The following is a 14,369-nucleotide window of genomic DNA, read 5'->3' as shown; positions in this document are numbered from 1 at the left end:
GCGAACAACGCCGAATCACGACCACCAACCATGGCCCCGCCAAGAGATCTGAGCAGCGTTCCGCCCCTAGCCGAGGAAGTCCGGCGGCGGCCACCGTTCGGAAGCAACCCCGTGGTCGGCGAGCGCGGGAGCGACACCCAACGCCGCATCTTCGCCGCCGCCATCGAGGTATTCGGAGAGTTGGGTTTCAGCGGGGCTCGGGTTGAACTCATCACGGCGCGGGCCGGTTGCTCCCGCCCCGCCTTCTACCAGTATTTTTCCAGCAAGGACGACGTGTTCTGGGCCCTCGCCGGCCAACTCGGCCAGGAGATCGTGCACCTCGCTACCGCTCTCCCGAGGATCACACCCGACGCCGCCGGACTGGCCCGCCTCACCGAATGGATCGGCGAGTTCATGGACCTGCACGAAGCGTGGGCCCCGGTCTTCGCCTCGTTCCAGGCCGCCAGCCGAGGGCATGCCCCCCAAGCCCAGCGCTCGAGCGCCGTGAGTGATCAAACCGGCCTGGCGCTGTTGCGGGCCTTCGGAGCGCCCGCTGATCCTCGCCAAGGCACCCTCGTGACCGGCTTGGTCGCCGTGCTCATCCGCTGCAGTTTTTTCGCCGAGCAGACCCCCAGCGGCATGAGCCGCCAACCCCTCGTGGCCGGGGTGGCCACCTTGCTGCACCGAATCTTCGCCGGGCCCATCGCCGGGGTGAACCTGCTGCCCGCCCCACCCAGGCGGCCGGGCCGAACCACCTCGGCCCCCGCAACGTCCCCCGCCACCCCGCCGGTGGAGCGCCCCTTGGCGCGCCGGGGCGCCCGCACCCGCCAACGCCTGCTGGAGGCCGGGACGCAGGTGCTTCCCGCCCGGGGCTACCACGATGCCCGCGTCGACGATGTGGTGGCGGCCGCGGGCGTGAGCCACGGCACCTTCTACCGCTACTTCACCAACAAGGACGACTTCTTCCAGGTTCTCGCCGAAGCCACCTCCGGTCACATGATCGATCACCTCGACCGGCTGCACCTCGACCCGCAGGGGAACATAGAGGACCTCCGGGGATGGCTAGTGGAGTGGTTCGCCATCTACGAGCGCGACGGCGGGATCATCAGCACCTGGCAAGAAATGCAGACCAACGAGCGCTTGGCCGTCTTCTCGCGGGAGGTAGCCACCTCCGTGTACACCCGCCTCGTGCGCCTCCTGTCGCAACGCCCCTTCGGTGATCCCGCCGTGGATGCGGTGATGTTGCTGGCCCTGATCGAACGAGTGCCCTACAGCGTGTACACGCTGCACTTCACCACCCCCGCACCGGCTATCGAGGCGATGATCACCGCTATCCGTCGCGGCTTGTTAGTCCAACCCGAGTAAGCAAACCCCTATGGACTTCGAATTCACCACCGACCAACTCGAACTGCGAGCCAATGCCCGGGCCGTGCTGGAAGCGGCGTGCCCGGCGACGGTGGTACGGGCGGTGTACGAGGGCACCGGGGACGGCACCGCCCTGTGGGGCCAATTGGTGCAGCTCGACTGGCCTGGCCTGACCATCCCGGAGGAACACGGCGGGATGGGCTTAGGCATGGTGGAACTGGCCATCGTGGTGGAGGAACTCGGCCGGGCGGTGGCCCCCACACCGTTGCTCGCCACGCTCACCCAGTTCGTCCCGCTCCTGCGGGAGGCGGGATCTACCCGACTCCTCCACGAGATCGCCGCCGGCACCGGCACCGGCACGCTGGCGTTGGCCGAAGATGGGGTGTGGCACCGCCCCCGCATGCGCACCACGGCCCGACGCGATGGCCGCGACTGGGTGCTCAACGGCGTGAAATCGCACGTGCTCGACGGCACCACCGCCGATTGGCTGGCCGTGGTGGCGCAAGGAAACGACGGAGTCGGGGCCTTTGTGGTGCCCGCCGCCGCCGTGGTGGCCACCCCCATCGAGGTCATGGACCCCACCTTGCCTATCGCCACGGTGCTGCTCAACGACCTGACGGTGGGGGGCGAGGACGTCCTGCTCGAGCCCGGCGACCCGGCGGCGGCGTTAGCCATCGAGCGAGCCCTGCAAACATCGGTCACCGCCCTGGCCTGCTCCACCGTTGCCTCCTGTCGCCGCCTCTTCGAGATCACCCTTGACTACGCCAAGCAACGGGAACAGTTCGGTCGGCCCATCGGATCGTTCCAAGCCCTGAAACACCGCCTGGCCGACCTCTACCTGGCCGTGGAGCGAGCCGCCTCGCTGGCCTGGTTCGCCGCCCTCACCATCGCCGAGGACGACGACCGTCGAGCCGTCGCAGTGGCCATGGCCAAAGCCGCCGCCGGGGAGTGTCAACGGCTGGTAGTGCGCGACGCGCTCCAGTTGCACGGAGGTATCGGCTTCACCTGGGAGCACGACCTGCACTTCCTGCTCAAGCGGGCCAAAGCCGGCGACGCCCTCCTCGGAACCGCCGCCTATCACCGCGCCCACCTGGCGGAGCTCCTCGGCTTGGCGGCACCCGCATGAAGTTGCGCTTCGACGATGACGTAGAGGCATTCCGGGCTGAACTGTTGGCGTGGCTGGCCATCAACCGGCCCAGCGCCGCCGAGATGGCCGCCGAGCCGTCGGTATCCACCGGCCATGCCCCGCCGTGGGCCCGCCGCTGGACCCGCACCATGTTCGATGCGGGCTGGCTGGTGCCGGGCTGGCCCCCCGAGCGCGGCGGGCGCAACGCCGGGCCGATCGAGTCGCTCGTGTACATCGAAGAACTCGCCAAAGCGCGCGTGCCACGCACCACCAACGTGCAGGGCCTCGGCATCGTGGCTCCCTCCATCATCGACTACGGAACCGACGCGCAGATTCGCCACTACGCCATGCCGATCCTGCGGGGCGAAGCCACCGCCTGTTTGGGCATGAGTGAACCCAACGCCGGGAGCGACCTAGCCGCGCTCACCACCCGTGCGGTGCTCGAGGGGGACCAGTGGGTGATCAACGGGCAGAAGGTGTGGACCTCGGGCGCCAACTACGCCGACTTCTGCTTTCTGTTCTGCCGCACCGATCCCCACGCCCCGAAGCACCAGGGCATCTCGATCATCATCGTGCCCATGGATACGCCCGGGGTCACCGTCCGGCCCCTCCCCGAGATCATCCACCCCGACCAGCCCGATCTGAACGAGGTGTTCCTCACCGATGTGACCGTGCCCGCTCACCACCTGGTGGGCGAGCTCAACAACGGCTGGGCCATGGCCAACGGTTCCCTGGCTCATGAACGGGCCATGGTGTGGGTGAATGCGGTGATGGGCCTGGAGGAGTCACTGGCCACCCTCCTGGTGGAAGCACCGGCCCTGTTGGATCGACTCACCCCCATCGAACGCACCCTGGCGGTGGACCAGATCGTGCAGGTAGCCATCGACACCCAAGCGGCTCGTTGCCTGGGCTACCGCGGCTTCGCCAAGTTTGCCCGCGGGGCTGGCGCCCCCGAGCAGGCCCTCATGAAGCTCTACGCCAGCGAGGCCCGCCAGCGGGTCTCCCTGGTCGCCGCCGAAATCCAGGGTGCCGATGCCCTCGCCGCCGGGGGCGTGGCCAACGATGGGCACCACGCCGTGGATGAACCCCAGGGCACCTGGATGGAGCAGTACTTCCATTCCTTTGCCAACACCATTTCGGCCGGCGCATCGGAGATTCAGCGCAACATCATCGCCGAGCGCATCCTCGGCCTCCCCCGGAAGTAGGCGACGATGTCGCTCGAGTCGATAGGGGCGTTGCTAGCGGCCCGAGCCCACGACGACAGCCGGGGCCTGCAGAGCGAAGATGCCACCTGGACCTGGGCCGAAGTGGTGGCCGAGGGCGCGGCGCGGGCGGCCTGGTTCGTTGAGCACGAACTCGCCGGTCGGCACGTCGGGGTCCTGCTGGAGAACGTACCGGAGTACGTGTTCCTGCTCGGCGGGGCCGCCCTCAGCGGCACCGTGGTGGTGGGCATCAACCCCACTCGTCGCGGCCAGGAACTCGCCGGTGACATCCGCCACAGCGACTGCGCCGTCGTGCTCACCGACACCACCCAAGCGCCCCTACTGGACAGGCTCGACCTCGGCATCGAGGTGGTCGTTGTCGACGATCCGGCGTGGGCGGAGAGCATCAACCGCCACCGCGTCGCCACCGTACCCGCCGTGTTGCCGGCGCCGGAGGCGCTCTATCTCCTCATCTTCACCTCCGGCTCGACCGGCGCCCCCAAGGCCGTGCAAATGAGCCAGGGTCGGGCCGCCCGCACGGCCACCAAAGCGGCGGTGGCCTTTACTAGCAACGATGTTCTCTACTGCGCGATGCCGTTGTTCCACGGCAACGCCCTGCTGGCCAATCTGTTCCCCGCCGTGGTGTCGGGGGCATCGGTGGTGCTCAAGCGGCGCTTTTCCGCCTCGGCGTTCCTGGCCGACATCCAACGATTCGGGTGCACCTATTTCAACTACGTCGGACGGGCCTTGTCGTATCTCCTTGCCGTGCCCGAGACCGATGAGGACGCCCACAATCAACTTGTCTTCTGCCTCGGATCGGAGGCTTCCCCGCGCGACCGGCGCGAGTTCCGCCGTCGCTTCGGGTGCTACGTGGTGGAGGGCTACAGCTCGAGCGAGGGCGGCGTGGTGATCCAACCCGTGCGCGGCATGCCCCCCGAGGCCCTCGGACGCCCCGCCGAGGGGGTAGACGTGGTCGTCATCAATCCCGAAACCGGGGTGGAATGTCCGCCGGTCCGGTTCGGACCACAGCGACAACTGCTCAACGCAGCAGAGGCCACCGGCGAGATCGTGGGACGCGACGGGCTGGCGAGTTTCGAGGGCTACTACGCCAACCCAGCCGCCACCGCCGAGCGAAGTCGACACGGCTGGTACTGGTCCGGCGACCTGGCCTACCGGGACGAAGACGGCATCTTCTATTTCGCCGGCCGCACCGCCGATTGGCTGCGGGTGGACGGTGAGAACTTCGCCACCGCGCCGGTGGAAGCGATCCTCGAACGGTTCCCGGGGGTACGCGCCGTGGTGGTGTTTGCCGTACCCGACCCACACACTGGCGATCAGGTGATGGCAGCCATCGAAGCAGAAGCCGGGGTGGACATCGACCCGGCGGCGTTGTCCACCTTCCTCACCACCCAACCCGACCTCGGCACGAAATGGGCCCCCCGGTTCGTGCGGGTGGTGGAGGCCATTCCCCTCACCGCCACCGGCAAAATGGACCGCCAACCCTTGCGGACCCAGGGCTGGGACGCCACGGACCCCATCTGGTGGCGCCCCTCCCCCACCTCGGCCTACGAGGTGTTCACCCCCCACCACCGCGCCCGCCTGCGCCAAGCCTTCATCGACGCCGGCCGCGGCGGCCTGCTCACCCCTCCGGAGTAACGCCGCCGGCTAGGCCCGCTCGATACGGGCGAGAGCAGCCGCCAGGGTTGGGTCTTCACCCACCCGAAACGGACTGGCTTGGCCCGCGGCCTGGAACAGTTGCGCGATCCGGGTGGAGATGGCACTGGCGCGCACGAGGGCGAACACCTCGTACCAGGCGAGGTCCACCAGGGGCCGTGCGATCCCCTGCTCCAGCAAGGCCACCGCGTCTAGGTGGTTGCCAAACCCGGGCATGGCGAGACCGGTGAGGGTGGTCTGCAACGTCTCCAGCGCCAGAAACCAGCCGAAGTCCATCTCGGCAGGACCCACACTGGCCATGTCCCAGTCGATCACGGCGAGCGGTGTGTGGGTGTCGGCAGCGAAGATCACGTTGCCGAGGCGCACGTCGCCCCAGAGGAGCGACGGGGCCGGTTCCACCTTCGGTCGGTTGGCCCGACACCACCGCAGAGCCTCGGCCAGGGCGGGGGGTGGGGCGGCCTCGGTGGCCCAGAGGAGGTAGTGGTCCCAGTAATCCAACTCGGCGGCGAGCCCGGCCCGCAGACCCAGACCCTGGTGGTCGGCCCCGTGAATCGCCATGACCGCCGTCAGGAAGGCATTCCACAGCGAGCGCCGAGCGTCGTCGCTGGGCAAGCTCAGCAGCCAGCCATCAGCGGGGGTGAACTCGCCGGGGATCGGCCCGGCCACACAGGGCATGGCCACGAAGGGATCGCCGAGGAACGACGGGTCGGGCTCGTAGCGGGCGGGCCCCGCCACGGGAACCCCCGCCGCCCCCACCGCGTTCTGCACCGCCGCCTGCTGCGCTAGGTCATAGGCGGGAAAGATGCCCGCCGACAGCGGGGGGAGACGGATCACCAGGTCGTGTTCCACGATGAGCGTCTCGCAGGACCAGCCCGGCGTGGGGCGCTCGATCGACCCCACCGAACGCCCCAACCATCGCTCGAGCCCGGCGCGCAGATCGTCGAGATCGCGGCAGACACTCAGGCTCACATGAAGCTCGCTTCCTCGGTGAGCCCCATCTCGGGGTGCGGACCCACGAAGAGGCTCTGCAGATTGCCGATGCCCACCCCCCCGCCGACGGGATCCTCCACGCGCACGAGGTTGTCGCGCATTTGGTGGATGCGATGGGCGGTGGCGGGCTCGGTGCAATCGGCGATGTGCTCCCCGTCCACATGCAGATCCCCGCGCCACTCGCCATGCCAATGGCCGTCGAAGCCGAAGTACAGCCCGGTCCCGAGATGGAACCCCGTATCGCCCAAGGCCCTCACCGTGAGCGGGCGCGCCGTTCCATCGGCCATCGTGCAGTGCAACAAGGCGGCGGTGAGTCGCCGATTTTCGTTCTGCACCTGGGCCTCGGGAACCACCGCCACAAAGGCTTCCCGGCGGCCGTCGGGGTGTTCGATCCCCCCCTGCAGTTCGATCCGTTGCCAATCACCGATGCCGTGGCGTTGGTAGTAGAGGTGGATCCCGTAGCGGCTGCCGTCGGGACGCTCACACAAGATGGGCGACCACATCACCGTGGTGGAAACCCCCGGGGGTCGGGAGGCGTCGGCCACATCCACCACCGGCTCCCCCACCATGTAACGCACACCCCAGGAATGATCACGGGTAGACACCGCGTTGCTGTCGTCGAATTCGTGCCGGGTACCGTCGATATCCACCCACCCCTGGGCGGTACCGATCTGGTGGTAGCGCACGATGTCGGCGTCGAGGCGCAACCCGTCTCGACTGCGATGCTGCTCGGGCTGTTCGAGCGCGGCGGGCACGGCGGCGTGAAAGGTCCACTCGAAACTGATGGGCACCACGTCGTTGGGGGCGAGGCTGAAGCGCACCTGCTGGAGTGGCTCGAGCACCTCGTAGCGGATGGGTCCAGTCTCGAGGTGGTCGATGGCCGGCATAAGCGCCCGGCTCGATCGCACCGTCCACTGCTGGCGACCCTGACTCACCCCGGCGTAGGCATCGAGCACCCCGCGGTTGGGGTACTTGCCCATCCCGAAGGCCAGACTCACCGACCCATCCCGGCGGGCCGCCATGGCGCACACCTTTTCGGTCCAGGACCGGTCGCTCTGCCCCACCGTGGCGAAGGTGTCGACAATCTGGTGATGAAACGTCTCGTCGGCAGGCACCAACGGTCCGAGGGTGGTCATCAGGCAGGGCCTTTCGGGAATTCGGATACGGATTGTGTGTACGGTCGGTAGCGATGGTGCTGGAAAGGGAAGCGGCGAGTTTGGACGGCGTGGTGGCGGTGGTCACCGGCGGGGGTGCCGGCATCGGCCGCGGGATCGCCCAGGGTTTGGCGACCTTCGGCGCTCGCGTGGCCATCTGGGAGCAGGACGAAGCCAGCGCAGCCGCGGCGGCGCAGGAAATCGGCGGACTGGCCTGCACCACCGATGTGCGCGACGAGCGTCAGGTCGACGAGGCGTTGGCCCGCACCGTTCGCCAACTCGGCCCGCCCACGGTGCTCGTGAACAACGCCGGGGGCGTGTTCTCCTCCCCCCTGCTCGACACGGCCCCGAAGGGCTGGGATGCCCTGCTGCGCGCCAACCTCAGCCAGGTGCTGTTGTGCACCCAACGGGTGGCCCGGGCCATGGTGGAGGCAGGCCAGGGCGGCAGCATCATAAACATCACCTCGATCGAGGGCACCCGGGCCGCCCCCGGCTACGCCGCCTACGCCGCCGCCAAGGCCGGGGTGATCAGCCTCACCAAAACCGCCGCCTTGGAATTGGCTCCCCACGGCATTCGGGTGAACGCACTGGCCCCCGACATCACCCTCACCGAGGGCATGGCCTCGGTGGCACCCCCCGGGGCCGAAGCGTCCTTCGCGGCGGTGGTGCCGTTGGGAAGGGCGGGGCACGTCGACGAAATGGCGGGGGCGGCGGTGTTCCTCGCCTCGGACTTGTCGAGGTATGTCACCGGGCAGACCCTTCACGTGGACGGCGGCACCCAGGCCGCCGCCGGCTGGTACCACCACCCCGACCACGGCCATTACGTCCTCGGCCCATCGCGCTGAACCCGGACCGGCTCGCCCGACGCCTCGGCAAGCCCCCCGGCGGTCATTGGGGGATCACCAGAGCGGGCAAGGGGTGGCGGAACAGCGCGGCAGCGTTTTCGCAGCACAGTTTCCGCCGCTCGGCCGGGGGCAGATGACCCCAGGCCTGCTCGATCACCGCTTGGGTATTGGGCCAGGTGCTGTCGCCGTGGGGATAATCGACCTCCACCATGATGTGATCCAGCCCAATGGTGTGACGGGTGTCGATCGTGGAGGGATCGTCGATGGTGCAAAACCAGAAACTGCGGCGCAACACGGCGGCGGGATCCTCGTCCCAACCCATGCCATAACCGGAGCGTTCCACCAGATTTTCGAGCCGGTCGATCAGCATCGCCACCCATCCGATTCCCCCCTCGGCCATCGCCACTTTGAGGTTTGGAAAACGTACCGTCCACCCCGCCCATAGCCACTCCGTGCAGGCCTGCAGGGAGAGTTGGCTGAACAGCGTGGCAACGAGGGGGACGATGGCCTGGTCGCAACCGGGGGGAATATCACCCATGCCCGAGGACCCCACGTGGAGACACACCACCGTGTCGGTAGCGGCGCAGGCCTCCAGGATGGGCGCCCAGTACTCGTCGAAGATCGACGGCAGCCCAATCTGGTGCGGGCGCTCCGGCAGGGTCACCGCCCGGAAGCCCCGTTGCGCGTTGCGCCGGATCTCGGCTGCGCCGACCTCGGGATCGGTGAGCCAGGTGATCCCGAGCGGGATGATGCGGTCCTGGTGCGGCTGCCACCAGGCGTCATACACCCAGTCGTTGAACGCCCGGGTGGTGGCCAAACCCAGGGTCGGGTCTGAGCATTGCGAATACACCCGCCCGCAGAACCCGGTGATCATCGACGGAAAACTCATCGACGCCCACACGCCGTTCAGGTCCATGTCCTGCACCCGGGCATCCACGTTGAAACACCCCGGCCGCATCTGATCGAAGCGAAATGGCTCCAGCGCCACGGTCTCCGGCCGACGCCCCACCACCGCGTTCATCCCCACCTGGCTATGACGTTGCCCGTCGAACTCCCACACCTGCTGGCCCCGACCGTCGAGCACGACACGCGGCGCTCGCTCCTGCAGCGATGCCGGCAAGCGGCCCTCGAACATGTCCGGCGGCTCCACCAGGTGATCGTCGACCGAGATGATGGTGGCGTAGCGGTGACGCGGTTCCGGTTCGGGGAGGAACAACTCGGGGTTCAGCGCCGGCATGTCACTGCAGGATCGACGGGTCGGCTCGTAGCTCGCGTCGGGCCATGGCCTCAAAGAGCCCCGGGAAACTGACCTGCGCGAAGGGCGCCGCAAAGCGCTCGAACACCTCCGGTCGTACCGGCACCCCACCGCCCATCGCCTCCACGTGCCAGGCCTGTCGGCAACGCCATTCCAGCACCACGGCGCGGTGATGGGCCTGCGCCATGTCCTCGCCCACCACCAACACGCCGTGGTTGGCCAGTAACGCGGTGCTGGCATCGCCCAGCGCCGCTACGCAGGCCCGAGCGTTATCCAGCGCGTCTACCGACCCACCGAAGTCGTCGTAGAGGGCTGGGTCGCCCGGCATCATGGCGGAGGTTTGGTCGTACACCGGGGGCACCCGATGGGCATCAGCCCACAGCGTGCCCCAGCGCGGATGATTGTGCAGAGCCACCCCGATGTCGGGGCGTTGGCGGTGCAGCTCGATGTGCAAGGTGATCGCCGGGGTCACGGTCCAGCGGCCCTCGAGTACGTGGCCATCGCCGTCGATACGCATGATGTCGCTGGCGGTCACTTCGTCCCAGGTGAGACCCCACGGATTCACCAGTAGCGTGCCGTCGGGTTGGCGGGCGGTGATGTGCCCGGCGAGGTGGTCGTCGTACCCCTCCCGGAACAGCATGCGGGCCAGCAGGGCCACGGAGGCTTGGGGCGTCATGGACGGCAGTGGGGGTGCCATCAGGCGACGCGGTTTCTCAACACCACTCATCGGACCCCCTCCCGGTCTGCGGTCGGCGAGAGGCTACCGCAGCGTCCAACGGCGGGAGCCAGAGCCAAGGAGCGGCCACCACGACGGCGGCGGGCGGCGGTGCCTACGATCGGTCCATGACCATCGTGAACCATGTGGGCCTGTGCGTGACCAACCTCGAACGGTCCCGCACGTTTTATGAGCAGGTTTTGGGGTTTGTGCATCACTACGACCTGTCGGTGCCCGACGCCCCCGCCAGCCAACTCCTCGAGATCAGTGCACCGGTTGGCCTGCGGGCCGTCTATCTCCTCCACGGTCACTTCACCCTCGAACTGCTCCACTTCGATCGCTCCCACAACGACCCGGCGCGGCCACGCTCCTTCACCGAACCTGGCCTCACCCACCTGTCGTTCTCCGTGCCCGACCTCACCGTCGCCGCCGAGAACGTCCTCGCCCACGGCGGCGAGGTCTTGACCCACACCGCGGTGGGCGGGGTGGCCATCATGGTGCGCGACCCCGATGGCCAACTCCTCGAACTACTCGCCCCCACCGACCACTAAGGGCGCGGGAGTTTCAGGGCCCGGTCGGCGATGATGTTTTTCTGCACCTCCGTGGTGCCGGCCCCGATCGAGGTGAATCGCTGCCACGGATAGTTGTGGGCGGCGTGGCCGCCGTTAATTGCCTCGGGCCCTCCCTTGGCCAAGATGCCGAGCGGACCGAGCAGATCGATGTTCAGTTCGGCAAGAGCCTGGGAAAGATGGCTCCACTGAAGTTTGGCGATCTGGGCTTCGGGGAAGGACCGCTCGCCCTTGAGCACCTTAGAAAGAGCCCGGGCGTTCAGCAGACGAGTCAGTTCCACCTGGGCGTACATCCGGGCGATCCGGTCGCGCAGGTCGGGGGCGAGGAGCGCATCGGGGTTGTGCTCTCGCGCCGCTGCGATCATCTCGTCGAGTTCGGCCCGCAGACCGATGGCGATGCCCCCCGTCCCCGCCCGCTCGTGGGTGAGGGTGCCCATGGCTACGTTCCATCCGTCACCTTCCTCGCCCAGGCGGTTGGCCACCGGCACCCGGGCGGCGGTGAAGGACACCTCACAGAACATGGCCTCGCCGGTGATCTCCCGGATGGGACGGCACTGCACCCCGGGCGTGTGCATGTCCACGATGAGCGCCGTGATGCCCTCATGCTTGGCCCCCCGGGCAATGGCACTGGGATCGGTACGCACGAGGAACAGGCCCCAGCGGGCCAGATGGGCGGTGGAGGTCCACACCTTCGTGCCGGTCACCACGTACTCGTCACCATCGGCGATGGCGAGAGTGCGCAGGTTGGCGAGGTCGCTGCCCGCCTCGGGCTCACTGAACCCCTGGCACCAATGGTCGGTGGCGGCAATGATCCCCGGGAGCCACTGTTGCTGCTGGGCCGGACTAGCCCACTGCATGATCATGGGGCCGATCTGCCAGATGCCGTTGGCGTTGTAGATGCCCGGCGTCTTCGCCCGGGCCATCACCTCGGAGTACACGACGTTCTGCATGGTGGTGGCCTCCCGGCCCCCCCAGGAGCGCGGCCAGTTGATCGCCGCCCATCCGCCCTCGTGCAGACGTTGTTGCCAGGCCTGCCGCCTCGCCATCGTGCGACTCGTCTCGTCGCCGTGATCGGCCCCGATCTCCCCCTGATCGATGAAGTCGGGAAGGTTGGCGTCGAGCCACGCCTGCAGTTCGGCCCCGAAGGCTTCATCCTCAGCCTGATACGCAAAGTCCACGTTGGCCAAACTAACAAGAGCGTCACCTAAGATCCGCTCCGTGGACTTCACGTTCAGCCCCGAGCAGGACGCCTTTCGGTCTGTTACCCGTTCATTCCTGGCCGAGGAAGCCACCGGCGGATACGTCCGGGCGATGCTCGACGACGAGCGCGGCTACACCGATGCCCTGTGGGGCCGGGCCGTGGCCCTCGGTTGGCCGGGCCTGGCGGTGCCGGTGGCCCACGGCGGGGCCGGGCAAGGAATGCTCGAACTGGTGATCCTGAGCGAGGAAATCGGTGCCCTCCCCCTCCCCGGCCCGTGGCTGTCGTCGGTGGTCGCCGCCACCCTCCTGGCCCGCCGCCTACCCGACCCCCTCCTGCTCCCCCATCTCGCCAACGGTTCGCAGCGCGCCACGGTGGCGGTGGAGGAGACCGGCACCCGCAACCCCCTCGAGAGCATCACCACCACGGCGCGACGGCGCGGTGATCAGTGGCTGCTCAATGGCCTGAAGCCACTGGTGATCGACGGCCATACCGCCGATCTGGTCTACGTGGTGGCGCGCGACGGCGACGGGTTGGCGACCTTCGCTCTCGATGACCCCCAGGGTGAGTTGGTGCCGAACCTGGATGTGACGCGCAAGGTCGCCCGCCTCGTCCTGGAGGACCGACCGTCGCGGCGCGTGGGGCCCGCCCATGACCAACGCTCGCTGCTGGCCCGGGTGATCGACGACATCGGTATCGCCGTGTGCGCAGAGAGCGTGGGGGCCAGCCAGCGAGCCCTGGAGATGGCCACCGAGTACGCCAAACATCGGGTGCAGTTCGGTCGCCCCATCGCCACCTTCCAGGTGATCAAGCACAAGATCGTCGACATGCTTCATCAACTCGAACTGGCCCGAGTGGCCACGCACTACGCCGGGTGGGCGAGCGCGGTGGAGGACCCCGGGCGAGAAGCCGCCGCCGCCATCGCCAAGGGATTCGTCGCCGAGGCCGCCACCATGATCACCGCCGAGAACATTCAGGTACACGGCGGGGTGGGGTTCACCTGGGACGTCGACTGCCACCTGTTGTTTCGACGGGTGAAGGCCAACGACATGCTCTTCGGACGCCAGGGATGGCAACGCCAGCGCCTCGCCGATCTGGTGATCGGCCCGGCCTGACCGTGCGGGCGGCGTTCGCCGACCACTAGCGCCCCGGCAGTTCGTGCTTCACCACCTTGCCGGTGGCGTTGCGCGGCAGTTCGGTGACGAAAGTGACGCGTCGCGGCACCTTGTAATCCGAGAGACGCTCCGCGCACACGGCGATGAGTTCCTCCGCCGATACCGTGGCTCCGGCCACCACCACCACCCAGGCGGCGACGTCCTCTCCGAGGACCGGGTGAGCGATTCCCGCCACCGCCGCCTCCCGCACGGCGGGATGCTCGTAGAGCACGGTCTCCACATCGGTGGCGTGCACGTTGTTGCCGCCCCGGATGATCACGTCTTTCTGACGACCCACGATGTAGAGGAAGCCGTCTTCATCGAGAAAGGCCAGATCACCCGAGTGCAGCCATCCCTCCCGCCAGGTAGTGGCCGTGGCCTCGGCATCGTTGAAGTATTCGCGCTCGCGGCCAGGGTTGCTCACCAAGAGTTCGCCCACCACCCGGGCGGGTTGCTCCTCGCCCTGATCGTCCACGATTTTGAACTCGGTGGGCGCCATGGGCCGACCCACCGAGCCCACCCGCTTGGCCTGCTCCGCCGGCGGCATGAAACAAAAGGCGGGGCCCGCTTCGGTCATCCCCCACGAGTTGGACACCATGGCGTTGGGGAGCTTCGCCTGCAGCCGCTCCAGGGTGGACGGCGACACCGGGGCGCTCCCCAGCGGACACATCGTGATACTCGAGAGGTCGGCGCCCTCGAAGCGGGCGCTACCGATCAGCAACTCGGCCATGGCGGGCACGAGGAAGGTGGCCGCGGGACGGTGCTGCTCCACCGCGTCGAACCACTGCTCGGGATCGAAGCGGGGTAGATAGAGCAGCCGCATCCCGAGTTTCATGGGGTTATAGGTGGAGGCGATGCCGGCAAAGGTGAACATGGGCGAGGCGTGCAGCCACCCCGCCCCCGACCAACGGGGGAGGCCGTTGGGCATCATGGCGGCGTTGCGATGACGCACCACTACTCCCTTGGGACGCCCCGTGGTACCCGAGGTGTACATGAGATCGGCCATGGCATCGCCGGTGATGGGCACCTGGATGGGTTCGTCGCCGCCCACCCCGACGTCGTCCCAGGAAACCAAACCGGCCTCGGGGGTACCGGTGGTCACGATCACTCGCAGTTCGGGCAGGTCCGGGCGCGCCGCCACCA

The 14,369-nt window shown here is 68.0% G+C and carries 13 protein-coding genes; 7 read left to right on the top strand and 6 right to left on the bottom strand.

Annotation, left to right across the window (positions count from 1 at the left end):
- The first annotated feature begins 30 nt into the window (after positions 1-30).
- From EXQ71_07720 to EXQ71_07705, 4 genes are read left to right on the top strand one after another with little or no spacing between them, the layout of a single operon-like run.
- Entirely contained in the window at positions 31-1,344 is a 1,314-nt protein-coding gene (locus EXQ71_07720; protein ID MSO87392.1) for a TetR/AcrR family transcriptional regulator, read from the top strand.
- Positions 1,345-1,354: 10 nt separating this feature from the next.
- Positions 1,355-2,470, top strand: a complete 1,116-nt coding sequence (locus tag EXQ71_07715; protein ID MSO87391.1) for an acyl-CoA dehydrogenase — start codon at positions 1,355-1,357, stop codon at positions 2,468-2,470.
- Positions 2,467-3,675 (top strand): acyl-CoA dehydrogenase, encoded by a 1,209-nt coding sequence (locus EXQ71_07710; protein ID MSO87390.1) that lies wholly within the window; start codon positions 2,467-2,469, stop codon positions 3,673-3,675. Before EXQ71_07715 ends, EXQ71_07710 begins: the two co-directional genes overlap by 4 nt.
- A gap of 6 nt (positions 3,676-3,681) precedes the next feature.
- Positions 3,682-5,328, top strand: coding sequence for an acyl-CoA synthetase (locus tag EXQ71_07705; protein ID MSO87389.1), 1,647 nt, complete (start codon positions 3,682-3,684; stop codon positions 5,326-5,328).
- Between the two features lie 9 nt (positions 5,329-5,337).
- On the opposite strand, the gene EXQ71_07700 is transcribed toward EXQ71_07705, so the two are convergent.
- On the bottom strand, positions 5,338-6,315 hold the full coding sequence (locus EXQ71_07700) for a phosphotransferase family protein (protein MSO87388.1): 978 nt from the start codon (positions 6,313-6,315) through the stop codon (positions 5,338-5,340).
- Positions 6,312-7,475, bottom strand: coding sequence for a hypothetical protein (locus EXQ71_07695; protein MSO87387.1), 1,164 nt, complete (start codon positions 7,473-7,475; stop codon positions 6,312-6,314). The genes EXQ71_07700 and EXQ71_07695 overlap by 4 nt, the downstream gene beginning before the upstream one ends.
- Before the next feature lie 50 nt (positions 7,476-7,525).
- Here EXQ71_07695 and EXQ71_07690 point away from each other — a divergent pair, with 50 nt between their 5' ends.
- Positions 7,526-8,335 carry an SDR family oxidoreductase gene (locus tag EXQ71_07690; GenBank protein MSO87386.1) on the top strand — a complete coding sequence of 270 codons (810 nt, stop codon included), beginning with the start codon at positions 7,526-7,528 and terminating at the stop codon, positions 8,333-8,335.
- 43 nt (positions 8,336-8,378) lie between these two features.
- On the opposite strand, the gene EXQ71_07685 is transcribed toward EXQ71_07690, so the two are convergent.
- Together EXQ71_07685 and EXQ71_07680 are read right to left on the bottom strand one after the other, a co-directional pair.
- Positions 8,379-9,572 (bottom strand): amidohydrolase, encoded by a 1,194-nt coding sequence (locus EXQ71_07685; protein ID MSO87385.1) that lies wholly within the window; start codon positions 9,570-9,572, stop codon positions 8,379-8,381.
- Position 9,573: 1 nt separating this feature from the next.
- The gene (locus tag EXQ71_07680; protein MSO87384.1) at positions 9,574-10,317 is read right to left on the bottom strand and encodes a class II aldolase/adducin family protein; all 744 of its coding nucleotides are present in this window, start codon (positions 10,315-10,317) and stop codon (positions 9,574-9,576) included.
- A gap of 116 nt (positions 10,318-10,433) precedes the next feature.
- On the opposite strand from EXQ71_07680, the gene EXQ71_07675 reads away from it, so the two are divergent.
- Entirely contained in the window at positions 10,434-10,856 is a 423-nt protein-coding gene (locus EXQ71_07675) for a VOC family protein (protein MSO87383.1), read from the top strand.
- Here the strand turns inward: EXQ71_07675 and EXQ71_07670 are convergent.
- A complete protein-coding gene (locus EXQ71_07670; protein ID MSO87382.1) occupies positions 10,853-12,052 on the bottom strand; it encodes an acyl-CoA dehydrogenase in 1,200 nt (399 codons plus the stop codon). The genes EXQ71_07675 and EXQ71_07670 overlap by 4 nt on opposite strands.
- A 1-nt stretch (position 12,053) precedes the next feature.
- Between EXQ71_07670 and EXQ71_07665 the strand changes: the two genes are divergently transcribed.
- The gene (locus EXQ71_07665) at positions 12,054-13,187 is read left to right on the top strand and encodes an acyl-CoA dehydrogenase (GenBank protein ID MSO87381.1); all 1,134 of its coding nucleotides are present in this window, start codon (positions 12,054-12,056) and stop codon (positions 13,185-13,187) included.
- A 25-nt stretch (positions 13,188-13,212) separates the two neighbouring features.
- Here the strand turns inward: EXQ71_07665 and EXQ71_07660 are convergent.
- The coding region (locus EXQ71_07660) for an o-succinylbenzoate--CoA ligase (GenBank protein MSO87380.1) at positions 13,213-14,369 on the bottom strand (1,157 nt) is incomplete at its 5' end.

It is taken from the genome of Acidimicrobiia bacterium (assembly GCA_009694375.1).
GTDB lineage: Bacteria > Actinomycetota > Acidimicrobiia > Acidimicrobiales > VFJN01 > VFJN01.
This window is presented reverse-complemented; position numbering and strand designations above follow the sequence as displayed.